The 25,163-nt window shown below is 38.4% G+C and carries 26 protein-coding genes; 10 read left to right on the forward strand and 16 right to left on the reverse strand.

Going from position 1 to position 25,163, the window contains the following annotated elements; translation table 11 throughout:
* The first annotated feature begins 6 nt into the window (after nt 1-6).
* The 5 genes from CVS91_RS04690 to hisG are packed head-to-tail and all read left to right on the forward strand — an operon-like array spanning nt 7 to nt 3,133.
* Nucleotides 7-570, forward strand: a complete 564-nt coding sequence (locus CVS91_RS04690) for a hypothetical protein (RefSeq protein ID WP_107830643.1) — start codon at nt 7-9, stop codon at nt 568-570.
* Nucleotides 570-1,577: an L-seryl-tRNA selenium transferase gene (locus CVS91_RS04695; protein WP_103589950.1), complete on the forward strand. Its 1,008-nt coding sequence runs from the start codon at nt 570-572 to the stop codon at nt 1,575-1,577. Before CVS91_RS04690 ends, CVS91_RS04695 begins: the two co-directional genes overlap by 1 nt.
* The gene (locus tag CVS91_RS04700) at nt 1,574-1,906 is read left to right on the forward strand and encodes a hypothetical protein (protein WP_107830645.1); all 333 of its coding nucleotides are present in this window, start codon (nt 1,574-1,576) and stop codon (nt 1,904-1,906) included. The genes CVS91_RS04695 and CVS91_RS04700 overlap by 4 nt, the downstream gene beginning before the upstream one ends.
* The gene (locus CVS91_RS04705) at nt 1,893-2,522 is read left to right on the forward strand and encodes a type III pantothenate kinase (protein WP_107830647.1); all 630 of its coding nucleotides are present in this window, start codon (nt 1,893-1,895) and stop codon (nt 2,520-2,522) included. Before CVS91_RS04700 ends, CVS91_RS04705 begins: the two co-directional genes overlap by 14 nt.
* Nucleotides 2,519-3,133 (forward strand): ATP phosphoribosyltransferase, encoded by a 615-nt coding sequence (hisG, locus tag CVS91_RS04710; protein ID WP_107830649.1) that lies wholly within the window; start codon nt 2,519-2,521, stop codon nt 3,131-3,133. The genes CVS91_RS04705 and hisG overlap by 4 nt, the downstream gene beginning before the upstream one ends.
* 669 nt (nt 3,134-3,802) lie before the next feature.
* On the opposite strand, the gene CVS91_RS04715 is transcribed toward hisG, so the two are convergent.
* From CVS91_RS04715 to tupB, 10 genes are all read right to left on the reverse strand, one after another.
* Nucleotides 3,803-5,128 carry an aminotransferase class V-fold PLP-dependent enzyme gene (locus tag CVS91_RS04715; protein ID WP_107830651.1) on the reverse strand — a complete coding sequence of 442 codons (1,326 nt, stop codon included), beginning with the start codon at nt 5,126-5,128 and terminating at the stop codon, nt 3,803-3,805.
* Nucleotides 5,129-5,215: 87 nt separating this feature from the next.
* Nucleotides 5,216-5,404, reverse strand: a complete 189-nt coding sequence (locus tag CVS91_RS04720; protein ID WP_002941192.1) for a hypothetical protein — start codon at nt 5,402-5,404, stop codon at nt 5,216-5,218.
* A gap of 12 nt (nt 5,405-5,416) precedes the next feature.
* Nucleotides 5,417-6,172: a winged helix-turn-helix domain-containing protein gene (locus CVS91_RS04725; RefSeq protein WP_107830653.1), complete on the reverse strand. Its 756-nt coding sequence runs from the start codon at nt 6,170-6,172 to the stop codon at nt 5,417-5,419.
* Nucleotides 6,165-6,947, reverse strand: coding sequence for a formate dehydrogenase accessory sulfurtransferase FdhD (fdhD, locus tag CVS91_RS04730; RefSeq protein WP_107830655.1), 783 nt, complete (start codon nt 6,945-6,947; stop codon nt 6,165-6,167). Before fdhD ends, CVS91_RS04725 begins: the two co-directional genes overlap by 8 nt.
* A gap of 219 nt (nt 6,948-7,166) precedes the next feature.
* A complete protein-coding gene (gene fdh3B, locus CVS91_RS04735; RefSeq protein WP_021087450.1) occupies nt 7,167-7,808 on the reverse strand; it encodes a formate dehydrogenase FDH3 subunit beta in 642 nt (213 codons plus the stop codon).
* A 1-nt stretch (nt 7,809) separates the two neighbouring features.
* The gene (locus tag CVS91_RS04740; RefSeq protein WP_107830657.1) at nt 7,810-10,632 is read right to left on the reverse strand and encodes a formate dehydrogenase subunit alpha; all 2,823 of its coding nucleotides are present in this window, start codon (nt 10,630-10,632) and stop codon (nt 7,810-7,812) included.
* 30 nt (nt 10,633-10,662) lie between these two features.
* A complete protein-coding gene (locus CVS91_RS04745; protein WP_002941238.1) occupies nt 10,663-10,836 on the reverse strand; it encodes a twin-arginine translocation signal domain-containing protein in 174 nt (57 codons plus the stop codon).
* A complete protein-coding gene (locus CVS91_RS04750) occupies nt 10,826-11,521 on the reverse strand; it encodes a molecular chaperone (protein ID WP_107796917.1) in 696 nt (231 codons plus the stop codon). Before CVS91_RS04750 ends, CVS91_RS04745 begins: the two co-directional genes overlap by 11 nt.
* 245 nt (nt 11,522-11,766) lie before the next feature.
* Nucleotides 11,767-12,720, reverse strand: a complete 954-nt coding sequence (gene tupC / locus CVS91_RS04755) for a tungstate ABC transporter ATP-binding protein TupC (RefSeq protein ID WP_107830659.1) — start codon at nt 12,718-12,720, stop codon at nt 11,767-11,769.
* A gap of 9 nt (nt 12,721-12,729) precedes the next feature.
* Nucleotides 12,730-13,422 (reverse strand): tungstate ABC transporter permease TupB, encoded by a 693-nt coding sequence (tupB, locus tag CVS91_RS04760; protein WP_107830661.1) that lies wholly within the window; start codon nt 13,420-13,422, stop codon nt 12,730-12,732.
* A 75-nt stretch (nt 13,423-13,497) separates the two neighbouring features.
* Between tupB and tupA the strand changes: the two genes are divergently transcribed.
* The 4 genes from tupA to CVS91_RS04785 all read left to right on the forward strand — a co-directional run bounded on the left by tupA (nt 13,498) and on the right by CVS91_RS04785 (nt 18,135).
* Complete coding sequence (gene tupA / locus CVS91_RS04765) at nt 13,498-14,316, forward strand: tungstate ABC transporter substrate-binding protein TupA (RefSeq protein ID WP_002941321.1); 819 nt, start codon at nt 13,498-13,500, stop codon at nt 14,314-14,316.
* Nucleotides 14,317-14,576: 260 nt separating this feature from the next.
* Complete coding sequence (locus tag CVS91_RS10675; protein ID WP_413784154.1) at nt 14,577-16,820, forward strand: molybdopterin oxidoreductase family protein; 2,244 nt, start codon at nt 14,577-14,579, stop codon at nt 16,818-16,820.
* A gap of 775 nt (nt 16,821-17,595) precedes the next feature.
* The gene (locus CVS91_RS04780; protein ID WP_103571950.1) at nt 17,596-17,847 is read left to right on the forward strand and encodes a hypothetical protein; all 252 of its coding nucleotides are present in this window, start codon (nt 17,596-17,598) and stop codon (nt 17,845-17,847) included.
* Entirely contained in the window at nt 17,848-18,135 is a 288-nt protein-coding gene (locus CVS91_RS04785) for a type II toxin-antitoxin system RelE/ParE family toxin (protein ID WP_103571949.1), read from the forward strand.
* 21 nt (nt 18,136-18,156) lie between these two features.
* Here CVS91_RS04785 and CVS91_RS04790 read toward each other — a convergent pair whose 3' ends face one another.
* From CVS91_RS04790 to CVS91_RS04815, 6 genes are all read right to left on the reverse strand, one after another.
* Nucleotides 18,157-19,395: a hypothetical protein gene (locus CVS91_RS04790; RefSeq protein WP_107830665.1), complete on the reverse strand. Its 1,239-nt coding sequence runs from the start codon at nt 19,393-19,395 to the stop codon at nt 18,157-18,159.
* Between the two features lie 514 nt (nt 19,396-19,909).
* On the reverse strand, nt 19,910-21,172 hold the full coding sequence (locus tag CVS91_RS04795; protein WP_107830667.1) for a 5-methylcytosine restriction system specificity protein McrC: 1,263 nt from the start codon (nt 21,170-21,172) through the stop codon (nt 19,910-19,912).
* A 4-nt stretch (nt 21,173-21,176) separates the two neighbouring features.
* The gene (locus tag CVS91_RS04800) at nt 21,177-22,793 is read right to left on the reverse strand and encodes an McrB family protein (protein ID WP_103615036.1); all 1,617 of its coding nucleotides are present in this window, start codon (nt 22,791-22,793) and stop codon (nt 21,177-21,179) included.
* 99 nt (nt 22,794-22,892) lie between these two features.
* The gene (locus CVS91_RS04805) at nt 22,893-23,306 is read right to left on the reverse strand and encodes a DUF1566 domain-containing protein (protein ID WP_159071395.1); all 414 of its coding nucleotides are present in this window, start codon (nt 23,304-23,306) and stop codon (nt 22,893-22,895) included.
* Between the two features lie 248 nt (nt 23,307-23,554).
* Entirely contained in the window at nt 23,555-24,007 is a 453-nt protein-coding gene (locus tag CVS91_RS10680) for a DUF1566 domain-containing protein (protein WP_103634383.1), read from the reverse strand.
* Between the two features lie 29 nt (nt 24,008-24,036).
* Nucleotides 24,037-24,519: a DUF1566 domain-containing protein gene (locus CVS91_RS04815; protein WP_103634384.1), complete on the reverse strand. Its 483-nt coding sequence runs from the start codon at nt 24,517-24,519 to the stop codon at nt 24,037-24,039.
* Nucleotides 24,520-24,718: 199 nt separating this feature from the next.
* Here CVS91_RS04815 and CVS91_RS04820 point away from each other — a divergent pair, with 199 nt between their 5' ends.
* Nucleotides 24,719-25,150, forward strand: coding sequence for a hypothetical protein (locus CVS91_RS04820; RefSeq protein ID WP_002941319.1), 432 nt, complete (start codon nt 24,719-24,721; stop codon nt 25,148-25,150).
* Nucleotides 25,151-25,163 lie beyond the last annotated feature (13 nt).

A 25,163-nucleotide genomic window follows, 5' to 3' on the forward strand; every position in this document is an offset into this window, starting at 1 on the left:
AAAACGTTGGCTATAAAAGAAGACTTAACCGAGATAAAAAAAGAGATCGACGCCCAGGAGCAGTTTCTTGAGAGTATGATCAAGGGAGAGCGTTTTTTTAGGAAATACAAAACTTTGTTGATCGTGCTATGCGTGGCAGCTATCGTCGCACTCATCGGATTTTACGCTAGTAAGGTTTTAAACGACAACAGAGTTGAGGAGGCAAATTTAGCCTATTCAAAGCTTATCTTAAATCCAAATGACGCAAGCGCTTTAAATGTTTTAAAGGAGAAAGAGCCAAGCTTATATGCGCTTTTTTCACTTGGACAAATGCTTGATAAAAACGATACAAAGGGCATTAGCGAGCTTGCAAATTTAAAAATAAATCCGATCGTAAAAGATATCATTCTTTCACAAACTGGCGACGCTAATACTCAAATTTTAAGCGAATATAACGCGCTTTTAAAAGGTTTTGAGCTTTTAAAACAAAATAAAATCAAAGAGGCAAATGTAGAATTTGACAAGATCGCACTTGACTCACAACTACAAACTTTAGTTAAAAATTTAAAACACTATCAGGGAATAAAATAATGAAAAAACTTACACTATTCTTGGCTTTTGCCTTGGCTTTAGTTCTAAGCGGATGCGGCACAAAAAGACAATATTTTGAGCCTGCGCAAACTTCTGGCGAGATATCTTTATCAAAAGATCTTCCTTCTTACATCAAATCAGCAAATGCAAACGGCGCAACGCTTGATAATGGCAACATCATCACGAAAAATGGGCTAAATAAAAGTGTTACTTTGCCTGAAAATTTCAACTTCTTAAACGAAAACAACGGCTTTGTCATCTCAGCTAGCATAAATGGCGATCTAAACGTGACTGATCCTAGCGGTCACAGCGTTTATAGTGGTAAATTTCCAACTGCGATCGTAGCAGCCTCACTTGATCAAAACCAACTTGCAGCCATCAGCGCATCAAACCACATCTATCTAATCGATATCAACACAGCTACGACACTAATGGAGTATAGCTCATCTGATATCGCAGCGGTTGATTCAAGAGTTGTGGCACCTTACTTTATGAGCTCACTCATCGTCTATCCAGCACTTGATGGCAAAATTTACATCGTGCAAAAAGATACTGGTAGAATTTTGCGCGATGTTGTCGTAAGCTCTGAAAATTTCTTTAACAACATCATATTTTTAGGCGTTGAGGGCGATAACCTAATCGCAGCAACAGCCAAAAAACTAATCGTCATCAACCCAAGCCAGACAGTATATTATGACGGTGAGATCAAAGACGTGCTAGTTCATAACGATGAAATTTACATCTTTAAAAAAGATGGCACGATCGTAAGAACAGACCTCATGCTAAAAGAGCAAAATAAGGTAAATTTCAAATTTGCTATCTTCTCAGCGGCAACTATCATCAACAATAAGCTCTATGTCATCGAAAAAACAGGTTATGTTATAAAGACAAATTTAGACCTTAGCGGAGCTGAAATTTATGAGTTTAGCGACGAGATAAAAGATAAAAGCTTCATGGGTAATGGCGCATTTTACTACGATAACGAGTATGTTAATCTAGGACAATGAGCCAGAAAATTTGGGAGCTTTTTGAAGCTAAAAAGATCTTGCTAAGGGATCTAAAAAGGCTTGATCTTAGCGAATTTACCAAGAAACGCTCGCTTGAGGCGTTTTTTGGTGTCGATACAAAAAATTTCTACGAGATCGTTTTTTTAAGAAATGCAAAGAGCAGGCTTTTACTTAAAGAAGCCGGCGAGATAAATGAAATTTGCACTAAATTTGAGGATAAATTTCAAACCAAGATCAAAAAACGTGTGATCTTTTACAACTCTCAAATTTGCTCAAAGTCCCTAAACTACTTCAAAGAGCAAGGCTGGAGCTGTTATGATTTTGTGTGATATCGGCAACACCAACGCCTCTTTTTTGCAAAATGGCAAGATCACACACATAAAAGTTAGTGAATTTAAAAACTACAAACCAAACGAAAAGGTCTATTTCATCTGTGTAAATGAAGAAATTTTGCGCATGATAGATAGTGACGAAATGTTTGTAAATTTAGAGCCTTACTTCGAGATAGATACGATCTATCAAGGTCTTGGAGTAGATAGAAAAGCAGGGTGCTATATGATAAATGATGGCGTTATAGTAGATGCTGGAAGTGCTATCACTGTTGATATAATGGCAAACTCACTTCATCTTGGCGGCTACATCTTGCCAGGCATCTCAACCATGTTAAATGCCTATAAAAGCATCTCACCACGCCTTGATGTGACACTAAATTCGCAAATCGACATCGATGCATTGCCTCAAAAGACGAGCGATGCTGTGAGTTATGGCATCATAAAGCCCATTATCACGCTCATTTCAAAGCTTGCAGGCAGCAAAAAAGTATATTTTACTGGCGGAGATGGCGACTTTTTATCTAAATTTTTTAAAAATGCCATTTGCGACAAGATGCTGATCTTTCGCGCCATGCAAAAAATAATCGATGAGAAAAAGGAAATTTTAAAATGATAACAGTAGCCTTGCCAAAAGGCAGGATCGCGGAAGATACACTTGAAATTTTTAGAAAAATTTTTGGCTCTAGTTTTTTGTTTGAGGATAGAAAGCTTATCCTTGAAGAGGGAAATTTTAGATTTTTAATGGTTCGCAACCAAGATATACCAACATACGTCACCGAAGGCGCTGCGGATATCGGTGTGGTCGGCCTTGACGTGCTTGAAGAGCATAAACCAAATGTAGTGAGGCTGCTTGATCTACAAATAGGCAAGTGCAAGGTCTGTATCGGCATAAAAAACGAAGAGGAGCTTGATTTTTCAAGGTCTGAGCTAAAGATCGCTACTAAGATGCCAAATATCACTAGAAATTACTTTGCAAAGCTTGCCGTTGGCGTGAAGATCATCAAGCTTTATGGCTCGATCGAGCTTGCACCGCTTGTTGGGCTAAGTGACGCAATCGTCGATGTGGTCGAGACTGGCTCAACCATGAAGCAAAATGGGCTAAAAGTAGCTGGTGATATCATGCAAAGCTCAGCCTATCTGATCGCAAATAAAAATAGTTTTATCATCAAAAAAGATGAAATTTTGGAGCTTTATCAAAAGATAAAAGATGAAATTTCAAAGTAAATTTTGAAATTTCGGCTTTTAAATTTAAAAATCCTTAAATTTATCCACTCTGAAGCTAGTAAATTTAAGTGCATAGGATATTAAATTTACATAACTAGCCTCATTTAAAATTTTAAAACTCTCTGCTCTGCAAAGTTGGTTAAATTTAAAAAAGGTTGCGTTTTGTGTTCGCATAATAAAAAGTTGCTAATAAAATTTGATCAAATCAGGATTTAACAAAAAATAGTATCTACCACTAAATTTACAAGTTAAATTTAAAGTTATTTGGTTGGGTTTGTGTGTTGCTATGATAGGTTTTGGTTTTATAGTCAAATTTTATTTTGGAGTGATGAAATTTGATGTAGATGAGGCAGGTTTAAATTTAAAAACTAATTTTACATAAGCTACTTAAAGCAAAGCATTTAAATTTCAAAACCTATTTTTTAAAAAACTTGCTATTAAAATTTGGGCAAATCAAACGTTGTAACCACCACTAAAGTTACAAGTTAAATTCAAAGGTGTTTGGTTGGGTGTGCGTTTTTGGTTGGGTTTGTGCATCGCTATGATAAATTTTTAAAATTTATTTAAGACCGACTAAATTTTATATAGGTAAAGCCAGTTTAAATTTAGAAAACATAACTGGTTTCGCAGAGGCTGTTTAAAAGCATTTCAAAGCCTAATAAATTTAACCTAAATTTTACCGCCAAACATCTCATACATCGCTTTTTCTTCGCCCCAAAGCTCGCGGTGCTTTTTGATAGATGATTTGATAGCGTTTATGAGATAGAGCACATCCTCTTTTGTGTGCGTGTAGTGCATGCTCACTCTTACAAAACCTGGCTTTTTCTCTAAGATTTTATTCTCTTTAAGCCCAAGCAGATCAAAAGCATAAGGTCCAGCACACATCACGCCAGCGCGGCTTTGTATGCCGTGGTTGTTACTAAGCGTTGCAGCAAAGTCATAAGGCGAAATGTCGCGCACATTAAATGAAAAAATAGGCAGTTTTTCTGCATTTTTAGGACCATAAATGGTGATATCTTCGATACTGCTAAGCTCTTTTTCAAAGAAATTTGCCAGCTCCTCTTCGCGTGCTTTGATATTTTCAACTCCGACACTTGCTTGCAGGCTGTAAGCTAGGCTTGCTCGCACCAGCCCCAAGATAGATGGCGTGCCAGCCTCTTCAAGCTGCTCGACATTTTTTATAAAAAGGTGCTTTGATGGCGTAGCAAGCGCGATGGTGCCGCCACCTGCAAAGCTTGGGATATCGCTTGTATAAAGCTCTTTTTTGATCGCCAAAAGCCCACAACTCCCAACTCCACCAAGTAGCTTGTGAGGCGAGAAAAAGGCTGCGTCAAAGTATGCTGCGTCTAAAATTTCATGAGAGCTTGTCGCTGCGCAGTCAAATGCCACCACTCCGCCAAATTTCTTAACGAGCGAGTAAATTCTCTTGTAGTCGGTTTTCACACCTGTGACGTTTGAGGCGGCGCTAAAGCAGGCGATGATCTTTCTTTTTGCGTTTAGTTTTAGCGTCCTCTCAAGCATCACGTAGTCTATCTCGCCGTTTTCATCAAGCAAGGTGCGCTCGCAGTCGCAAAGCCCTTCACGAAAGCTGATCTCGTTTGAGTGGTGCTCATAGGGCCCAACAAGCACTAGTGGTAAATTTACGCTTCTTAAATTTGCTTCGCCGATCAAGGCTCTTGTCGTTGGTGGCAGATAAATTCCCATTATCTCCTGAAATTTCTTTATCGCAGCCGTTGCCCCTTGGCCTGTTGCTATTAGATAAAAGCTCTCATCAAGCCCCAAAAGCTCCTTTAGCTCAGCCCTTGCGTTTTCGTAGCGTTTTTGTGTTAGCACGGCGCTTGAACTGCTGTCTGAGTGAGTGTTTGCGTAGGTTTTTAGAAATTTTGAAATTTCATCTTCGATAGGCGCATAGGCAAGGCCTGAGGCCGTGTAGTCAAAATAGTAAATTCCATCTTTTAAAATGATATTTTTTCTTACTTCATCTATAGTTGGCACGATTTTCCTTTTGGTTGAAAGCGCGATTATAATGAAATTTTGTATAAAGTGAGGTTACAAGCGGGCAGGGCGCCCACTCGCGTCTGTTTATTTGTTTAAGAAGTTTTTCTCTAACCACTCGTTAGCTTTTGCTTCACTCTCAAATCTTTGGCTCTTAGCAACTTGGTTTGCACCCTCATAAAAACGGATACGAATGCCGTCTTGAACGCTATCGATCTTGATTCTAGTGATCTTATCTTTGTTTAGATAAGTCCTGTCGTTTAGTTTTACATACATGTTTTTCTCCTTTTAAAAATTTGGTTTATTTTTTATCTTTTTCTTCTCGTCTTCTTTTAAAAATAGCTCTTTAAAGCGCTTATTTGCGTAGTCTTCGATGTCATTTTGAAGCTGTTTATAGGCGTTTATGAGCTCATGAGCCCTATCATTTAGCGTAGTGCCAGCGTTATCTCCGCCACCTTGCTTGGTTGTAAAGAGATCTTCTTTTAAATTTTTTTGCAAAATTTGCAGATGCGACCAGCATTTTTTATAGTTCATACCTAAAATTTCAGCTGCCTTTGATATCGAGCCAACCTCGGCTATAACGTCTAAAACTTCGGTTTTGCCCTTGCCAAATATAAGCTCGCCCTCGTCGTTTTCTATCCAAGTCTTCGTCTTTACTCTCATCTTTTTGCCTTTCTTTTCCTTAAAACAGCCTAGCTGACAGTACTTCACGTCAAAGCCGTAGTCTCTAAGTGTCGAGCGCATGGTCTTTAGCCCGCCGTTAGCCGCCGCCATCTCTCTTGCATCTTTGCAAAAAACTCTGCCCTTTTCGTCGCTCACTTCTTTTAGTTTTAGTGACAATGTAAATTTACCGCGGTCTTTATCCAAGCCACCAAACTGCCCAAGCTCACAGTTGTCTATCTTGATGCCAAGTCTAGTTGCCTCGTCGCTTACTTCGCCGACTTCTATGCCAAGCTTATTTGCGATCTTAAAAGCCGTTCCGCAGTCAAGTTTGCCGCTTTTATTTAGCGTTTGTTTTATTAGCTCTTCTAAATTTTTACTCATAAATTCTCTCTTCACCACTATAAACGTTGATATTCTCGCCCCTTGCAAAGCCGCAAAGCGTGAGCTCAAATTTACGAGCGATCACCACGCCAAGGCTAGTTGGCGCTGTCCTTGAGATAAGCGCTGGGACGCCGTGCATAACAGCCTTTGCGACCATCTCAGAACTCAGCCTGCCACTCACCATCAAAAATGAATTTGCTAAGTTAGCTCCGTCTAAAACGGCCTTGCCAACGGCTTTGTCAATCGTGTTGTGCTGAGCGATATCCTCGCCTATGTAAAATTTATCTTCGCTCACAAAAAGCTTTGCCGTATGCACGCAGCCAGTCATCTCATAAAGCTCGCACTGCGTGTAGAACTCCTTCATTTGAGCAAGGATCATATCTTTGTTAAATTTAGCCCCGCTCTTTACGGCTCTTGCCGCCATCGCCTGTGGGTCGATATTTGCCGTTGAGCTTCTGCCGCAGCCACTTATTATGACCTTCTCTTCGTCAAACTGCTCTAGGCGCTTTTCGTTCACTTTGGCGCTTACATAGACGCTTAGCTCGTCGCTTGAGAGCCTAACTTCTGTTATGTCTCCTGGCTTTGTGATGACGTTTTCGCTGATCAAATAGCCCACAGCAAGCGCCTTTTGATCCGTTGGCGTTGCCATAACGGCACCAAATTTTTTGTCATTTATGTAAATTTCAAGCTTGATCTCACGCACCAAAATATCATCAACCTGTGCTTTTTGCTCGCCTTTATATTTGATGATCTGCGTTTTATAAATCGGTTCCATCTTGCTCCTTGAAGTTTTCACAAATGATAGCCCAAAAAGCTAAATTTAATTTTGGATTGTAGTAAAAACTTGCTTAAACAAAGCAAAAAGCTTAAACGCATTTTGATACGAAATAAACGTTATTGTAATTAAAATTTGATATGCAAAATAGGCATATTTCTTAAAGTATAAAATTAGAGAAAATAACAAATTTTATAGGTGCAAAAAGCACCTATAAATTTACGCTTTTAGTTTTAGTCTGTCGCCAGCGTAGTAAGCGATCTTCCAAACAGTAGTTTGTTTTAGGTCTTTTTCGCCATAACCTCTTGCAGCAACTCTGTCGTTGTAGATTTTCTCGATCACATCTGACTCGCCAACTAGTAGAGCTTTTGTAGAGCACATCGCAGCACAAACTGGCACCTTGCCCTCAGAAATTCTATCTTGTCCATATACTTCGCGCTCTTCTTCGCTATTAGTTGGTAGCGGACCGCCTGCACACATGGTGCATTTATCCATTACGCCCCTTGCACCAAAGGCACCATCTTTAGGGAATTGTGGAGCACCAAATGGGCAAGCATACAAGCAGTATCCGCAGCCTATGCAGATATCTTTATCGTGAAGCACGATGCCATCAGCTCTGATGTAAAAGCAATCAACTGGACAAACAAGCGAACAAGGTGCATCTTCGCAGTGCATACATGCGATTGATGTTGAAATTTCTTTACCAGGCATACCTTCATTTAGTGTGACGACGCGGCGTCTTCTAACGCCGATAGGCAACTCATGAGCTTCATCACATGCTACTGCGCAACCGTTGCAATCAATGCATCTATCTGTGTCGCAGTAAAATTTAAGTCTATTGTTATCGTTAAATGCGCTCATATTATGCCCTTTCTATGCGGCAAAGACCGCCTTTTGTTTCTGGAATTTGAGTGACTATGTCATATCCGTAGTTTGTTACGGTATTTGCACTCTCACCAACCGCAAATGGCAAAGTTCCTTCTGGGAAATTTCCAGTCATATCAACACCTTGCATATATCCAGCCCAGTGGAATGGTAAGAAGATCATATTAGGCTTGACTGATGGCACTATCCTTGCACGAACCTTGATCTTGGTACCCTCAGGTGAATGAACCCAAACAAAATCCCAATTTTTAATGCCATGTTTAGCCGCTAGCTCTGGGTGGATGTCAGCAAACATCTCAGGCGTAATGCGTGATAGATACTTACTAGCACGCGTCTCCATACCAGCACCACTGAAATTTACGAGACGAGCTGTAATAAGGTTGATAGGGAATTCTTTTGAGAAGTCTTTACTTTGTTGCAAGCTTTCAAATTTAGTATCAACGCGGTATTGTTTTGCTTTATCTTTAAAGCTTGGATACTTCTTGGCTAGATCTGGTCTTGGTGAGTGGATCGGCTCTCTGTGTTGAGGGATCTGATCAGCAAATGTCCAAACGATAGTTCTAGCACGTGCATTGCCATATGGAGCTATGTTTTTCTCCAAGCATTTTGTTGCTATGATATTACTATCATCAGTTGACCAGCTAGCTCCGATCCTTGCTTTTTCATCATCAGTTAGTATGATGCCTAAAATTTTCTCGATATTGTCTTTTTTGATCTCAGGATATCCGCCATTTATAGATGAACCAACTGGCGCTGAGCCTTCAGCTGCTAGCTGACTAACACCGTTGTGCTCTAAACCAAAGCGGTTTCTAAAGCCCATTCCGCCTTCGCGAACTGATTTATGTGTATCATAAAGTATTGGGCTACCTGGGTGATTTTCTGTCCAGCATGGCCATGGAAGTCCGTAGTATTCGCCCTCAACAGGAGTGCCAGGCTTGCCAAGAGATGTTACTTCATCAAATTTATCCCAGTTCTCTTGGTGGCGTTTTAGGCGCTCAGGTGTCCAGCCAGTCATACCTATAGTTTTTATAATATTTGCTATCTCGTGAGTAGCAGCTTCTGGCCACTCTATCTTGCCGTCAGCGTCCCTTATAGTGCGAGTTAGCTCATCATAAAAGCCTATGCGTTTAGCTAGTTCAAATAACAATTCATGATCAGGTATGCTCTCATAAAGTGGTTTGCATACTTGGCTTCTCCATTGACCACTTCTGTTTGTAGCTACGACTGTGCCGCTAGTTTCATACTGAGTTGAAGCAGGTATGATATATACATTATCTTTTTTATTTGTTATAACGGCAGCGTCATTTACAAACGGATCTACACAAACAAGTAACTCAAGTGCATCAAGACCCTCTTGAACCTTTGCTTGCTGTGCAGTAGATGTTATGCCGTTACCTATAACTACAAGAGCTTTTAGGCTATCTCCTGCATTATCGATCGCATCATTACCATCTTTACCATTGAGCGTACCAGCCCACCAGCGTGCAAGTGAAAATCCTGGCTTAAACATCCACTCAGGCTTGATAAAATTCTTTTGCAGCCACTCGAAATCAACCTTCCACATTTTTGCAAAATATTTCCAGCTTCCTTCATTTTTAGGGTAATAACCAGGTAGGTTATCTGGTAAATTTGCCATATCAGTTGCACCTTGAACGTTGTCGTGGCCTCTTAGGATGTTACATCCGCCACCACTTACGCCCATGTTGCCAAGCACTAGTTGCAAGATCGGAGCTATACGAGTGTTTGAGCTACCTATTGTGTGCTGAGTTAGACCCATCGCCCAAACGACTGAGCCAGGGCGGTTTTTAGCATAGACTTCTGTGATCTCTTTAAGAGTTGCAGCGCTCACTCCAGTCACGTCTTCAACGACTTCTGGTGTCCATTTTGCAGCCTCTTCACGAATCAGATCCATACCATAAACACGGTCATCAATAAATTTCTTATCCTCCCAGCCATTTTCAAAGATGAGATTCATCATGCCATATACAAAAGGTATATCCGTTCCTGGGCGAATTTGTGCGAAATAATCAGCCTTTGCCGCTGTTCTTGTATATCTTGGATCGATTACTATTAGCTTAGCGCCCTTTTCTTTTGCTTTTAAAAAGTGTCTAAAGCCAACTGGGTGATTGACCGCTGGGTTTGATCCGATTATAAAAATAGACTTCGCGTTTTGGATATCTCCAAGGTGATTTGTCATAGCTCCATAACCCCAAGTATTCGCCACACCGGCGACTGTAGAGCTGTGTCAAAGACGTGCTTGGTGATCTAGGTTGTTTGTCCCAAACATCGCAACGAATTTGCTTATATAGTAGCTTTGCTCGTTGCAGTCTTTTGCTGATCCTAAAAACATTACTTGCTCTGGATTTTTCTCGCGGTAAGCTTTTAGTTTTGCACCGATCTCGTCAAGTGCTTGCGTCATAGAGATGCGTTGCCACTTGCCACCAACTTTTTTCATCGGGTATTTTACACGGCAGTGTGAGCGCACCATATCGATAACGTCTGCTCCTTTACAGCAGTGACCACCAGCACTTACTGGGTGATCTTGTGCTACTTCTTGACGCACCCATACACCGTTTTCTACCTCTGCTAGCACTCCGCATCCTACAGAGCAAACTGTGCAGACAGTTTTTACTATTTTTGAGTCTGGAAATGGGTTTGCCATCTCTTGAGCTGTTGCTTCTCTTGTGACATTGCTTGCTGCAAAGCCGGCCGCGCCACAAGTACTTGCTAATGCAGCCATTTTTAAAAACGATCTACGGCCGATGTTGTTTGGCGTAGCGTTTAATCTAGCTTCAGACATTTTCATCCTTTCTTAAATTTCTATCAAATTTTATTTTGCTTGTTTGTAGTAAAGTTCCCAGTTTTTGCTTCTTTTATAAAGCACTTCGGTCTTTTTACTCTTTCCTGATTTTAAATTTTCATTAGCATTTGCTGCTACCGCACCACTTGCTGCCACAGCGCCAACTAGACCGACTTTTTTTAGAAATTCGCGTCTATTTTGCATATGTACCCTCCGTTCTTAGTTTTCTTATCCTATTTTTTTCTCTTCTTATGCTTTCAGATCTTGAAAGACCATCGCTCTTTTTGTGGTCTATCTTGACTGGTTTTGGTGAGTTTAGTGCCACGCGCTCAAACGCGATAAATTCGTTTAGCAAAACGGCCACATCCTTGTAAATTTCACTATTTTTATGCTCATATAAATTCTCTATAAACTCATCAATGTTTGGATTTATAATATTTTTAAAAAGCTCCTCTTCGCACTCGTCAAATTTACCGATAAACTCGTTCATAAGCGTAAAGACAAAGCCCACGTTATCTTCATTCTCTTTAAATTTGCTCTCATCTCTTCTGATGTTTGTCTTAGCCAAAATTTTACGCACATCAGCGCAAGCATGACCCACTTCATATCCCTCATCGTAAAAAGAGAGCGAATTTCGAAGCGGACTTGGCGGAGTGTGAAAAATGTCATCAAATTCGGTGATCAAATTCTCTGGATTTTTTTCATTAAATTTACTTTTTATATTAGTGGCAGCTTGCGAGACTTCATCGTTTAGGCTATATTCTTTGATAAGATCAAGCATTTTACTAAGGCCATCAAATCTCTTTTCATCTTCACTAAATACGAAGAATTTAGAGAAAGTAGCGTAGTAAAGTTTTCTGCCAGCTGCAAATTCCTCTTTTGTGCTCACCTTTTTCCTTAAACAGTTTTTTAACGACACTGAAACTATACAATTAATTGCCTTATTAATGTGGCTTAAAATAAAATAAATTAGAAAAGTTAAAAAAAGCTTAAATATGCCTTAATTGCATATTTAAAAACGCCATTTTTAGGGATTTATGTAAGATATGATTTTTTAGCAGGATTATTAAAATTTAGCTCTTTTTTGATATCCATTTTTATTTTTGGGCTAAATTTAAAGAGTGGGATTAAATTTTACTCCAAAGCTAGCATCGAGCCATCTTCAAATTTTAAAAATACTCGCTCGCCGATCTTTGTAATTTCATCATCGTGGCTAAAAATTTTGATCAAAAAGTCGCCAACTTTGACCTTCAAAAGCTTTTCATCGCCCATGTAGAGCGAGGCCGAGTGCAAAATCCCTGAAATTTGACCCTCACCACCTGTTTTAGAAATTTTTATCTTGCTTGGATTGATCGTGATCTTGCTTTTACCTTTAAAATTTGAAGGCAAATTTAGCTTCGCATTATCGCCAAAGCTTAGCACGCTATCCTCTATCTCAAAGATATTTTTGTATTCAAACTCGCAGACTTTGCCCTTGTGTAAGAAGACGCACTCGTTTGCTAGCATGCTAAGCCACTTCTCGTCGTGACTTGCGATGACAAAGCCGCAGCCATATTTCTCGTGCATCAAATTTATAGCCTTGCTAAAGAGCTTTGAAGTGCCGATATCAACGCTATTTGTCGGCTCATCAAGCAGATAAAATGGCACTCTTAAAGAAAGTGCCAAAGCAAATGCGATGCGCTGCGTTTGTCCAGAGCTTAGCTCAAAGTGGCGCTTGTTTAAAAACTTCTCATCAAGTCCTACAAGTGCCAGAGCTTCACTGGTTCGCTCCTCAAATTCGCTTAGTAAATTTCTACTTTTTAAAATAGCTTTGAAATTTTCTCTCACACTTCTTTTTAAAAGGGCAGGTTCAGGCAGTAAAACTGAAATTTTACGCAACATTTCAAGGCTTGGTTTGCTCTCTCCCCAGAGTGAAATTTCGCCGCTATTTGGGCTTTGCAAGCGTGAGAGCACTCGTATTAGCGTGCTTTTGCCGCTGCCGTTGCTACCCATTAGAGCGGTTATCTTTTTAGTATTTATATCAAGGCTTGGGATATTTAGGATCTCGCTTTTGCCGTAGCTTAGGTGTAAATTTCTTATCTTTATCAAAATTTGCTCCTATTTGTCGAGTTTTCTTAGCGCAAAGATCGCTAAATTTACTAAAAATGCGATGAATATCAAAACCATGGCAAGCGCTATACCCATGGCAAATTCGCCCTTGTTTGTCTCAAGCGAAACGGCTGTGGTGATCGTTCTAGTAAAGTACTTGATGTTGCCACCTATCATCATCGCAACACCCACTTCAGCCACGATCCTGCCGTATGCGGTGGCGATAACTACCATGAGAGCATAGCGCAGCTCGTAAAGCACACAGCAAACTAGCTTTGCCGGCGCTAGGCGTAAATTTAGAATAGTTAGATAGTGCTTTTTCTCCATATTTTCAACCACGCTTGCGGTAAGCGAGATGATGATAGGAAGGGCAAGCACAAACTGACCTAACATGACCGCTTTTAGCGTAAAGAGTAAATTTAAGCTGCCAAGTGGGCCGTTTCTAGTGATAAATGCGTATAAGATAAGACCGATCGCAACTGTTGGCATGGCAAGAGCCGTGTCACTTAGAAGGCGTAAAATTTTTCGGCCCCTAAAGTCATAAAAGCCAAGCATGAAACCAAGTGGAAAGCCCACAACAACAGCAAGAAGTATCGACACGCTTGATGTGTAAAGAGTAGCCTTGATAGCTGAATATGTTTCAAGGTTGCCGTTTAAAAGTAGATTAAAGGCTTCTGTAAAGCCATTAAGTAAAAAATCCAATTATTCTTTCCTAGCATATTTCTTAAGATTATTTTAAATGTGCTATAATATCACAATTTTTTTTAAAGGAGAAAAATGAAAAAGATTATTTTAGGCTCACTAGCAGCCGCAGTTTTGGCGTTTGGCGCTGACAATGAACTAATCATGGCGACTACAACAAGTACAGACAACACTGGCTTGCTTGATGCGATCTATCCAGCTTATAAAGCAAAAACAGGTGTTGATATAAAATGGACAGCTGTTGGTACAGGCGCAGCTCTAAAGCTTGGCGAAGACTGCAACGCTGACATACTTTTTGTTCACTCACCAAAAGTTGAGAAAGAATTTGTAGAAAAAGGCTTTGGCTTAAAGAGAAATGCCGTAATGTATAATGACTTCGTCGTTATCGCTGATAAATCAATCGCTGATAAATTTAAAGGTAAAGATATCAAACAAAGCTTTGAGCTTATCAAAAAAGATGGTATCAAATTCTTCTCACGTGGCGACAAATCAGGCACAGACAATAAAGAAAAAGGCATCTGGAAAAAGATCGCTGGCGAAGTCCCTGAAAAAGATAGCTGGTATATGCAAACAGGTCAAGGCATGCTAGCTACGATAAATGCTGCTGCTGAGCAAAAAGGCGTTACATTTACTGATCGCGGTACTTACATTAAATATGAAGCAAACCAAAAAGGTCATCCTGAGATGGTCATCATCAATGAGGGCGACAACGACCTTAAAAACTTCTACTCTCTAATCGCAGTAAATCCAAAACACTGCCCTAAAACTGACATCGAAAATGCAGAGAAATTTATAAAATGGGCGACAAGCGAAGAGGGTCAGAAATTTATAGGTGACTTCAAACTTCTTGATAAGCCACTTTTCACTCCAGACGCAAACACACGCAAAAACTAATTCAATGGGCGAGCAATCGCCCATCTTTTTATAAATTTTCATATTTTTTAAATTTATTTTTTATCACTTAAACTAAAAAACCAAATTCAAAATAAGACAAAAACGGCAAAAAGCTCCGTAAATTCAGCGTCAAAGAAATATGCAAATTTTGCATATTTACTTAAAAGAAAATTAAAAAAAAATATTAGTTTTAAAAATAATTTTATATTCTAAGGTATATAATAACCGAGTTATTAGAAATATTACTTGAAAGGAAATCTATGCAAAAGATTGTTCAAACAACCTGTCCGTATTGCGGAACTGGTTGCGGCATAGACCTTATCGTAGAAAACGGTAGGATAGTCGATGCAAAGCCGACTGAGAACCACCATGTAAATGATGGCGAGTTGTGCTTAAAAGGTATGTTTGGTTGGGAATTTGTAAATTCTCCAAAACGTTTAACTAAACCAATGATGAGAAAACTAAACGGAGAGTTTAACAAAGAGGGCAAACTTGAAGAGGTTAGCTTTGAAGAGGTTTATGAATTTTTAGGAAAAACTTTTAAAAATAGCGTTGAAAAATATGGTCCAAGCTCTATCATGGGCTTTAGTTCAGCTCGTTCAAACAACGAAGACAACTATGTATTTCAAAAATTCTTTCGTGCTTTAGGAAGTAACAACGTAGATCACTGCGCTCGTCTTTGACATGCTCCAACAGTGGCAGGTCTTGCCAGCACCCTTGGAAACGGAACAATGACAAACGATCTTGTTGAATTTGCGACTGATACAGATGTATTTTTACTAATAGGCACAAACACAAGCGAATGCCACCCGATCATCGCTATGCAGATGCAAAGAGGCTTAGAGCGTGGTGCAAAAATGATCGTTGTGGATCCAAAACGCACCGATATGGCTAAAAAAGCCGATATATTCTTGCAAATTCCAGTTGGCTCAAACATCAAAACACTAAACACAATGATGAACGTCATCATCTCTGAAAATTTACAAGATACAGAATTTATCGAAAAATATGCAGAGGGTTTTGAGTACCTAAAAGAAGCCGTAAAAGACTTCACTCCTGAGAGATTTGAGCGTGAGACTGGCGTCAAAAAAGAGCTTATCACCGAGGCTGCTAGGATGTATGCAAAAGCTGGCAGTGCTGCTATTTGCTACACTATGGGTATCACTCAGTTTAGCGACGGCACATCAAATGTATTCTCGCTTTCAAATTTAGCGATCCTAACAGGAAATTTAGGCAAAAAAGGCGCTGGAGTAAATCCACTTCGTGGACAAAACAACGTTCAAGGCTCATGCGATATGGGCGCACTACCTAACGTCATCCCAGCAGGTCCAGTAAATAGCGCTTATGCACAAGAGCAAGCTCGCAAAGTTTGGCACTTCGAGCTTAATCCAGTGCCTGGCTTTAAACTAACATACGCACCTGATAAGATGGATAGCGGCGAGCTAAAAGTGCTTTACGTTTACGGCGAAAACCCTGTTATGAGTGACCCTTGGACAGAGCACTTTGTGCATGCTACACATCACCTAGACTGCTTTATCGTGCAAGATCTATTCTTCACTGAAAGTGCTCAAAAGGCTGACGTTGTCCTACCTGCAGCTGGTTGGGGCGAGAAAGATGGAACATTTATCAACACATCTCGCCGCGTTCAAAGGACTAGAAAAGCAAGCGAACCAGTAGGTGGCGTAGAGCCTGACTGGAAAGTAGTTTGCAACATCGCAAAAGCTATGGGACTTGAGGGATTTGACTTCTTAAGTGCAGAAGAGGTTTGGGATGAGCTTAGAAAACTAATGCCTAAATTCTTTGGCGGTATCAGCTACTATAGACTTGAAAAACTAGGTGGTATCAGCTGGCCATGCCCTGATGAAGATCATCCAGGCACACCTGATCTTTATACCGATCACAAATCAATGCTACCTGATGGTAAATTCCGCCTAGCTCCAGTACTTTACGCTGACGATAAAGATAAGCGTGCGAGCATGGAGGCTGAATTTAAAGCTAAAATGCATATACCTGATGGCTATCCAGTAGGCTCAGGTGCGATGAGCGAAGTACCTGATGAGGTCTATCCTTGCTTATTTACAACAGGTAGAAAAGTTTATCACTACCACACTGGTACGATGACAAGAGAGTGCCCACCGCTAGAGTATGGTGCTGGCATCGAAGGTCCGCTAATCGAAGTAAGCCCTGATATCGCAAGAGAGAGAGGGCTAGAGGATGGCTGCTATGCAATGGTAGAGAATAAACGTGGTAGGATAGCAGCTAAACTTCGCGTAAATCCTGACCTTAGAGAAAGTACGATATTTACGACTTTCCACTATAGTGAGGCTGACGGTAACGAGCTTGCAAACGCACAAGACCACGACCCACTCTCAGGTATCACACCTCTTAAGATCACTATAGCTAACATAAAAAGGTTAAGTGAAGACGAGTATATAGCATTTAGACAACAAAACGAGATGTCTATGCACTCTGAAAAACCTTATCTTTCACCTGTTAGGTCATAATTTCAAGGGCGCAATGCCCTTGAATTTTTAATTCAAATTTCATAGCAAATCAACTTTTATTAACTAAAATTTTCTATTGTTTTAGATGAAATCTCATAGTAAGAATAGGTTGTTTTTATAAAATTGCTATGAAGTGCTATCTCTATTTTTTACATCTATCAAGGCTCTTAGACTTTTAAAGCTTGTATGCGCCGGCTAAAAGCTTTTATTGGCTTTAACTTTTAAATTCTGTGATCACTAATTGGTGTGAGAGTATAGGTATTGTTTTTCTTTTAGCTGACTAAGGCAAAAGTTTGGCTATTTTTGAATTGTCAGCCAAATAGTCAGCTAAAAAGTTGTGATAATAATAGTTTGCTATTGTTTGTAATTTTTTGAATAAAGTTTTAAAATAACGTTAAAATCGTGGCTCAATGTTTGCAAAAGTTGGTAAAAATTTGTGATTGTTTATAAGTGGTGGCGGACAGAGAGGGACACTCCGCCAATTTTATAACTTTTATCACTTTTTAACCTTTCAAAAGCCCGATATATGCGACTTTTTATTGATATGGAGATTATATATTTTAAAGCTTTATTTTTGCTTATTTTCTGTAACAAAGTCTCAAATTCTCTGTAACAAGTATTCTGTGATTTTAAGAGGCTTTTAGAGTATTTTTAATAAAAAACTTGTCCAATTATCAGGACAACTTTTTCTAAAATTTTTGCTATAGAAATTTTTATTTTAATAAAATCAAAGACTCTAAAGTGCTATAATCTACCCAAATTTAAAAGGACTTTTATGACTACCATGATAAACATTCAAACAACTGCAGATAATACTACCCTTGAAGCGATAAAGGCTCTACTTTTTAAAATAGATCCAGCTGCTATTTTTGAAACCTATGGCGAGCATCAAAACTATCTTAGCAAAGAGGACGAAGAGCATCTAAAGAGGATTTCTGATATGGATGATAAAGGAGAGCTAGAGTGTGTCTCAATGGACGAAATGAATGCTCATGTAAATTCTCTTTTTAAAAAATACGGTGCCTAAATGCAGCAAATTCCTTATTTAAGCAAGGAATTTCTAAGCCAACTTGATGCGATTTTGGATTTTTACTCTAAGGATAGCATTGAGACTGCTTGGATTTTTTATTGTGAGCTATTAGAAAGGTTAAAAAGCATCTCTTATATGCCTTACAGATTTAGAAAAAATAAAACAATCAATAGAGAAGACACGAGAGATCTTATCTTTAAAGGATATGTGGTGGTCTTTCGTATAGAACAAGATCACATAAAAATACTTGCAATATATAAGCATAATCTTACTCCTTACTCATAGAAATACGCTATTAGCTTAAATTTATAAAGGCTGTAGCTCTAAATTACTATTTAGCTCTTGCATCTTAATCTCCACAGGAAAGGCTATACCAAAGTGTTCAAGCTCTCTTTTTAGCTTGATATTTGTATTTGCATGAGTTATGACTAGATTATAAATTTCTTCTTTTACTTGCCTTGTCTCTTCTCTTGCAAGCTCTATTTCACTATTCTTTTTGATAAGCTCTTGATTAGCCTTGCAAAGCTCATTTTTAGTAGTTTGTAGCTTCGTCTCTTGAGCTTTATATAAGCTTTCTTGATCGCTAAGCCTTGTTCTTAGTGTTTGATTTTCATGCTCTAGCTCTTCTACCTTTACTTTTTGCTCTTCACTATATCCAGTAATGATCTCTATATATGCTTCATCTTTTTCAATGACAGCCTCTAGCTCTTCTAGTTTTTTCATAAGCTTATCATTTTCGCTAGCCACTCTAAAAGCTTTTAGTTTCTTATGCTTACTGCCACCATCTCCTTTTATCATTCCCAGAATTTCAGCATTTGTGTTATATACAGTTTTAAAAACGGTTTTGTAGTCCAAATTTGGATCAGTTGTATTCTTTTTGAATCTTTGCATTTGGTTTCTGCCATTTACTAGGCTATTCCATTCTACATGAGCATGCTTTTGAAATATTGGTTCAAATTTTTCATATTCCAGTTCAGCCCCTTTTTCATAGTATTGCTTGCCATTTATGCTCTCTTTTATATGAATATAATAAGCCCTGCCATCCTTATCTGTAATGTATGTGCCACCTAGTTTGCCATTTTCATCATGAAATAGTGGAAATATCTCCTTGTTATCGCTCTTTCTCAAAAGGTGCCCCTCATCATTATGAATGTATAAATTTATGGGTTCAATATTTAAAATTTTGCTTACAGCTTTTATGGATTTTAGTAAGCTTGATAGTTGCGTATGCTCGTTTAGTCCTATGACGCATTCATAGTGACAGTTTTGTTTTAGTGGTTTTTTGCCCTTATGCTTATCTATCAGCTTTATCTTGCCAAGATGTGATATTTCATACTTCATCTCATCTCTTCTTTTTTGCCATAAGTCATCAAAGCTAAGCTTATTTAATCTTACGTGCCTCACAGGCTTTTTCAAGATGCCATATTTTTCATTTAGATAGTATCTTGGCATTAGGTAGCCAGGTTTTTCTTCTCTGCTATTGTGAGCATTTGTGCGGTTACTAGCTAGCTCAAATGTTATATTTGCTTGTTGGTTTTTAAACATATTGCCTCTTTAAATTTAATATCTATTTATAGTAATTATATGTGTTTGGGCAAAAATCATTAGCCTAAACCATTTTATTGCCCAAATTGGTTTAGAGAGCTCTAAACCTTTGGGCTCTGCGAGGCTTTTTAATGTAAAAGAGAGATTTGACCTACATTCTTTTAAAATATAAGTCATATTCTAGAGCTAGACTAAATGAGTCCTTTATGCCTACCCCTGCTAGCTTGTTTGTGCATCATCTGCTACATAGGCATTTTTCTAATCGCATATTTTACGTATTTTATTTTTTATCTTTAAAGCATATCTTTACAGTATGTTTCTCCGCTTAGCACTTCGACTACTAGCGGATCACTTGATGATATAGTGCCTTTTATCTTATATCCACATAGACAGCGATACTATCTTTTTTCTTTTAAAAGAACATCTTTACCATATATCCTTCTATGGATAAAACAGCTTTTGTATCCAACAATCTTATGGCCATAAACGCTGCAACCTTTATAATGTTTTCACATTATCTTTTTTCTTTTATAGTTTCTAAAATCTTCTTAAGGTACTTTTTAAATTCGTCAGCAGATGTTTTATTATCATTTGTTAATACACTGAGTATAAAAATTTTGTTTTCAGAACTATGTCTTATGTTTTTTGGCTCATTAAAGACGTTACTTTTGGCATAGATTAGAATTCCAGTGTTTGAACCGGCTTTCTCCACGTATTGTTTTATTTGTAGCAAATTCTTGCAATCAGTTTCACCTATATAGGCATTATAAAAATGCCTATATTTAGCATCCAAAACAGCTAAAATTTTCCCTTCTTCATCTTTTATCGCAAAATCAGGTCTCAAATCCAAGCCTGGAATTTTATACTGAGTCTCTAGGCTAAATTTACCGCCAAATTCGCCTAATACACTTCTTATGAGCCTCTCGACATAAAGTTCAAAAAGGTTGGGCGCATACAGTAAATAACCAAAATTTAGATTTTTGACGGCGCTTTCGTTCGTATATCTAGAATCTTGCAAAATGATAATCCTAGCGATTTGAAGGGCAATTTTGTAGTCTTTGTAAAGCTCGTTCATCACGGATTTTGAGTTCAAAGCCGCATCTATATCTCTGATGCTTTTCATCTCGCCGTTAGCATTGGCTAGCAAAAAATTCCTTATTTCTTTGTCGTAAAGTGCGAATTTAGGGTTTTTTCTAACCAAGATATCGTAAGCTTTTAAAAGCACCCTTGCGACTACTTCGTCAGGCACTCGCGAGCTTTTTCGGCTTGAAATTTTACCCGTAAAGGGCTGATCTTTTTTGATGAAATTTTTAACGTCAAGGCTTCCGTGCAGGGCGTAGTCTCTAAAAAGAATCTTTTTATAAACGCTTGGAAAGCCGCTTAGCTTGGCTAGCTTTAAGCGACTGATAAACGAGGCGTAAAGGACGTAGTCCATAGGGATGTCGCCGCTTGCGCCCGCGACGCTACCGCCAGAGTTAAAAAACGACGAGTCGATAGTTTTAAAAAGCTCGGCTTCTAGTTCTTTGCCAAAACGAGAGTTTATGACATACTCTTGCCCCTCAAAGGTAAAACGACCTATATAGTTGCCGAATTTAAAACCGCCATTCTTGTACTCTCTTAAAATATAGTGCGCATCTTTGTCGTCTTTTATCTTGGATTTAAATTTATCGTGTCGTCCGTTTAAAAAAATGACGTCCGTCTTACCTTTTGCCAGCTTGTCAAAGGTGATTTCTTTTTTATAATCTTCTTGGCTGCAGAGGCTATTATCTTTAAACATCGCATTAGCCTACAAAAATTTCCCTAGCTATATTTAGCTTATCTTCCGCGTCACGGTCACCAAACTGCGTTCTGATATATTCACGCAAAATCGGTTCGATATGCCTATTCCAAATTTGTTGCTCACTCATTGCTTCCTTTTTGAGAAAATACGAATGCCCTATCTCGTAAGCTCTACCTAAATTTAAGCCATCTGTTTTTTTGCTACCCTTTAGCCGGTACTCTTCTTTAGTGATGTAGTTATTTAAATTTTCACATTTTGTCTTGTAGGCTTTATCCGTCGCATTCTCTACAACCTCATAATTACACTCCATCAAAACCCACGCAAAGCGCCTTCTAAGAGCCAAATCAAAGCAGTCTATGCTCTTATCCACGTCGTTCATCATACCGATGAAATAGATATTTGCAGGTATAAAAAACTCTTGATTGTTTAACGAAAAGTTTTTGGTCTTTATGTTTTCTCCTCGGTAATTTTCCTCTAAAAGCGATAACGTCTCGCCAAATACCGCCGCTATATCGGCTCTATTTATCTCATCGACTATAAAAAAGAAATTTTCATCAGTATTTTGTGCTGCTTTTAAGCAAAATTCTTTAAATATGCCGTTTGTCAAGTCCAATTTTAAATTTCCGTTTTGTATGTCGATCGGTTTTATGCCGTCTATAAAATCCTCGTATTCAAAACCGCTATGAAACTGTACCCACTCGGTTCTAGCGCGGTTCGGATCTAAAATATCAAGGCAGTCTTTTACGAATTTCGTTTTGCCGGTTCCAGGTGCACCGTAGTAGATGATGTTTTTTAAGTCATTTTTAGTTAAGCCATAAAAAGCTCCTGCTATTTTGCCAACCTGCCTCCAAATACCAGAGTTCCTATCAAATAACTCTTTATTGATATCGTCTAGGTTATTTTTAAATTTATCCCAGTCTATTTCAAGACTTTTTAGCGGTGTATAATTTTCTTTTATAAAAAGTTTAATCTTACAAACGAATTTATTTATTTCATAACATTCTTTTAGTTTTTCGGCTAAGACATCATCTATATCTATACATTTTTGATCATGATTGTACGATAATTCCCAGGATTTATTGGTTAAAAAATTACCGCAGAAATAGTCAAGTAATTTTTTAAATATATTCATATATATGATAGTTTTATTGTCGGCATCTTTTAATTTAAAACTGCAAATTTCCAAAATTTCGCAAAACGCTTCATATAAAATTTCAAAATCCTCTTTTTTAAGCTCTTGAAATTTGTATAGTAAAATAGAGACAATTGTATTGAACTGGTCTTTTAACCCAAAATCACTATCTATTTTAAGTTTCTCAATATTTGGTATATAGTTACTAAAATTTTCAATTTCACCGCTTTTGCATAGATGAAACATTTTATTTGTTTCCTTGTAGCATTTTTCTAGTGTAGTTTCAAATTTGTCAGAAAAATTATTACCAGAAAAAGATCTTTTATTGGTTGCTTTTTGGTTTTCTTTTTTTGTATATAATATAATGTCCCCCTTGCAAGCATCCCAATCAAAATCCTTAAACACTTTCAAATTTCCCTTGCAGTCGACAACTCTGCTAAAAATTTCGTTTATTTTTATTATCTGTTCTGCCGTAAAATTTGTCATTTCATTCTCCAAAATTTAAAAAGCTCCCGTAAAGGGAGCAAAAGGCTTTTCAAAGCGCCTCCATTAAGTCTAAAATTCTTAAAAAAGAAATTTTAAAAATCAATCCTGTCGGACGCACCGCACGTAGAAGCGACGAGAAACGTTTTCCCAGCCAGAGATGCCGTCCCAGAAACGCATAATTATCGCACTAGACGAGTTGGCGTTATAGTTAGAGCTCCAGTACCATGGGGAGTCTGCTATGTATTTAAAAATGGTATTTAGAGTGGGGTTGGATCTTTCCGTTATACTTAGCAGCTCTGTCTCGGTCGGCAGCCTCCAGTCTCTGTATCCGGCTAGGTTTACTATCTTGCAGTATTCTTGCGCCTGCTCCCACGTTCCTTGAAAGCTTTGTTTTTCATCCTGCCACATTAGTCTTCCCAGTTTCTTTTCGCTACATATCACTACGTTTTTATCGTTATCTCGGTAGCACGCAGTGCTTAACTCCTCTGCGTGAAGCAGTCCGCAAAGCAGCAAAGATATAATTATGTATTTTTTCATCCATCTTCCTTTACTTTTTAAAGTTATATATCGCTTGGATATTTTCCAGACTTTCATTTATCAAAGCCACCTTTTACTTAGCCCATTTTATATGAGTTAGAAACGAAGCTTTTTAAATTTATAAGTTTTTCATCACACTGTTTTCTAAATAGACGTAAAATCTCATAGAAGCTCTAAATATAGACAAATTTTTATATCGCAACTCTTTCAAATCCTTTCAAAAATCAATACTGTCGGACACACCGCACGAAGGGGCGACAATAAACGCAGTTCAAGCCAGCGTAGCCAAGACTGAAACCCACGAACCACGGATAAGACGAGTTGACGGCGTATTTAGTTTGGCTCCAGTAATCTGAATATTTAGGGTCTGCTATGTATTTAAAAGCGGTATTTAGAGCGGGGTTATACCTACTATGATCCGCTATACTTAGTAGCTCCACTTTTGTTGGTAGCCTCCAGTCTTTGTATCCGGCTAGGCTTAATGTTTTGCAGTACTTTTGCGCCTCATCCCACGTTACTTTAAAGCCTTGCTTTTCATCCTGCCACATTAGTCTTCCTAGCTTTTTGTCGTTACATATCACTACGTTTTTATCGTTATCTCGGTAGCACGTAGGGCTTAGAGCTTCTGCGTGAAGTAAACCGCAAAGCAGCAAAGAAGCGGCTATATATCTTTTCATACTTTTTCCTTTATCTAAATTTTCAAAAATCAATAGTCCCGGACGCACCGCACGAAGCGGCGAGAGGAAACGTCGCGCCAGCCAACGAAGCCATCATTGGAATTCACGACCCACACACTAGACGAGGCGCCGGCACTTTTAGTTTGGCTCCAGTACCATCTCTCGCCTCTATGGTCCGTCGTCTCGTATGCGACGTTTTTAAAAGCTTTGTTTATAGCAGGCTCAAATCTAGTATCATCCGTGATGCTTAAAAGCTCTTTTATCGTAGGCAAACGCCAGTCATTAAAGCCAGCAGAATTTAAATTTTCGCAGTAGTGAACGGCTTCGTCGTGAGTCATCTCATGTGGCGACAAATCACCATCTTGCCACATCAGTTTATATATATCGTCTTTGACAACTCCCAAACGGTCATCTCTGCTAAATCCAGTAGTTATATCGCCCACAACTGGGTCAAACGCAAACGCAGAGCCACAACACAGCAAAAGAGCAAACATAAAAGCTATCTTTTTCATCTTTATCCTTTCTTGTTTTTCTTGAAATTAGACCTATTAACTTGATTACGTATGTTGGTTCATAAAAACTATCACTATTAAGAATAAATTTACTATACGGATAATTTTATTAGAATTATTCTTATTGAATACTTAATTCATATAGTATTTTTTTATCAACTATACTTCTTAAATTTAGAGCAATTTCAAAGAGTGTAAAATGCAAATTTATGAAAGAATAAATGCGATCCTAAGAAGTAAAAAGTTAAAGAAAAAGGACTTTGTCCAAAAATTTATAGATCTTGAACCTAGGCTAAAAAGCACAGGCGAAGTGCCGTCTCTGCCATCTATATATAACTATCTCAATGGAAATAGAGAGATCAAGGCCGAGCTTATACCTTATATAGCAAAAGCCCTTGAAGTAAGCGAGCAAGAACTTTTCATAGACGACCTTAATATCTCAAGCTTTTTAAAAGATATGGTCAATAAATGTAATTACAATGATAAAGAATATGAAAATTTACAAAACATAAGTCGTATCATAGATCTTTGTCAATATGCTTCAGAACCACTCTTATCAAGGCTAATAGAAATTCTAGAGAAAAACAAAGAGCAAACGCTAAGACATATGAGGGATATTTCTCTTCTATAACCACCTTCTACTC

Source organism: Campylobacter concisus (assembly GCF_003048985.1).
In the GTDB taxonomy this organism is placed as follows: domain Bacteria; phylum Campylobacterota; class Campylobacteria; order Campylobacterales; family Campylobacteraceae; genus Campylobacter_A; species Campylobacter_A concisus_AY.

Bases quoted from the DNA above. Each gene is read 5' to 3' on its own strand.
- CVS91_RS04745 (WP_002941238.1), bottom strand. From the start codon at position 10,836: ATGCAAAATAGACGCGAATTTCTAAAAAAAGTCGGTCTAGTTGGCGCT.
- CVS91_RS04780 (WP_103571950.1), top strand. From the start codon at position 17,596: ATGACTACCATGATAAACATTCAAACAACTGCAGATAATACTACCCTT.
- CVS91_RS04720 (WP_002941192.1), bottom strand. From the start codon at position 5,404: ATGTATGTAAAACTAAACGACAGGACTTATCTAAACAAAGATAAGATC.
- CVS91_RS10680 (WP_103634383.1), bottom strand. From the start codon at position 24,007: ATGAAAAGATATATAGCCGCTTCTTTGCTGCTTTGCGGTTTACTTCAC.
- CVS91_RS04725 (WP_107830653.1), bottom strand. From the start codon at position 6,172: ATGAGTAAAAATTTAGAAGAGCTAATAAAACAAACGCTAAATAAAAGC.
- tupA (WP_002941321.1), top strand. From the start codon at position 13,498: ATGAAAAAGATTATTTTAGGCTCACTAGCAGCCGCAGTTTTGGCGTTT.
- CVS91_RS04820 (WP_002941319.1), top strand. From the start codon at position 24,719: ATGCAAATTTATGAAAGAATAAATGCGATCCTAAGAAGTAAAAAGTTA.
- CVS91_RS04700 (WP_107830645.1), top strand. From the start codon at position 1,574: ATGAGCCAGAAAATTTGGGAGCTTTTTGAAGCTAAAAAGATCTTGCTA.
- fdh3B (WP_021087450.1), bottom strand. From the start codon at position 7,808: ATGAGCGCATTTAACGATAACAATAGACTTAAATTTTACTGCGACACA.
- CVS91_RS04785 (WP_103571949.1), top strand. From the start codon at position 17,848: ATGCAGCAAATTCCTTATTTAAGCAAGGAATTTCTAAGCCAACTTGAT.
- CVS91_RS04795 (WP_107830667.1), bottom strand. From the start codon at position 21,172: ATGTTTAAAGATAATAGCCTCTGCAGCCAAGAAGATTATAAAAAAGAA.
- CVS91_RS04705 (WP_107830647.1), top strand. From the start codon at position 1,893: ATGATTTTGTGTGATATCGGCAACACCAACGCCTCTTTTTTGCAAAAT.
- fdhD (WP_107830655.1), bottom strand. From the start codon at position 6,947: ATGGAACCGATTTATAAAACGCAGATCATCAAATATAAAGGCGAGCAA.
- hisG (WP_107830649.1), top strand. From the start codon at position 2,519: ATGATAACAGTAGCCTTGCCAAAAGGCAGGATCGCGGAAGATACACTT.
- CVS91_RS04790 (WP_107830665.1), bottom strand. From the start codon at position 19,395: ATGTTTAAAAACCAACAAGCAAATATAACATTTGAGCTAGCTAGTAAC.
- CVS91_RS04695 (WP_103589950.1), top strand. From the start codon at position 570: ATGAAAAAACTTACACTATTCTTGGCTTTTGCCTTGGCTTTAGTTCTA.
- CVS91_RS04815 (WP_103634384.1), bottom strand. From the start codon at position 24,519: ATGAAAAAGATAGCTTTTATGTTTGCTCTTTTGCTGTGTTGTGGCTCT.
- CVS91_RS04800 (WP_103615036.1), bottom strand. From the start codon at position 22,793: ATGACAAATTTTACGGCAGAACAGATAATAAAAATAAACGAAATTTTT.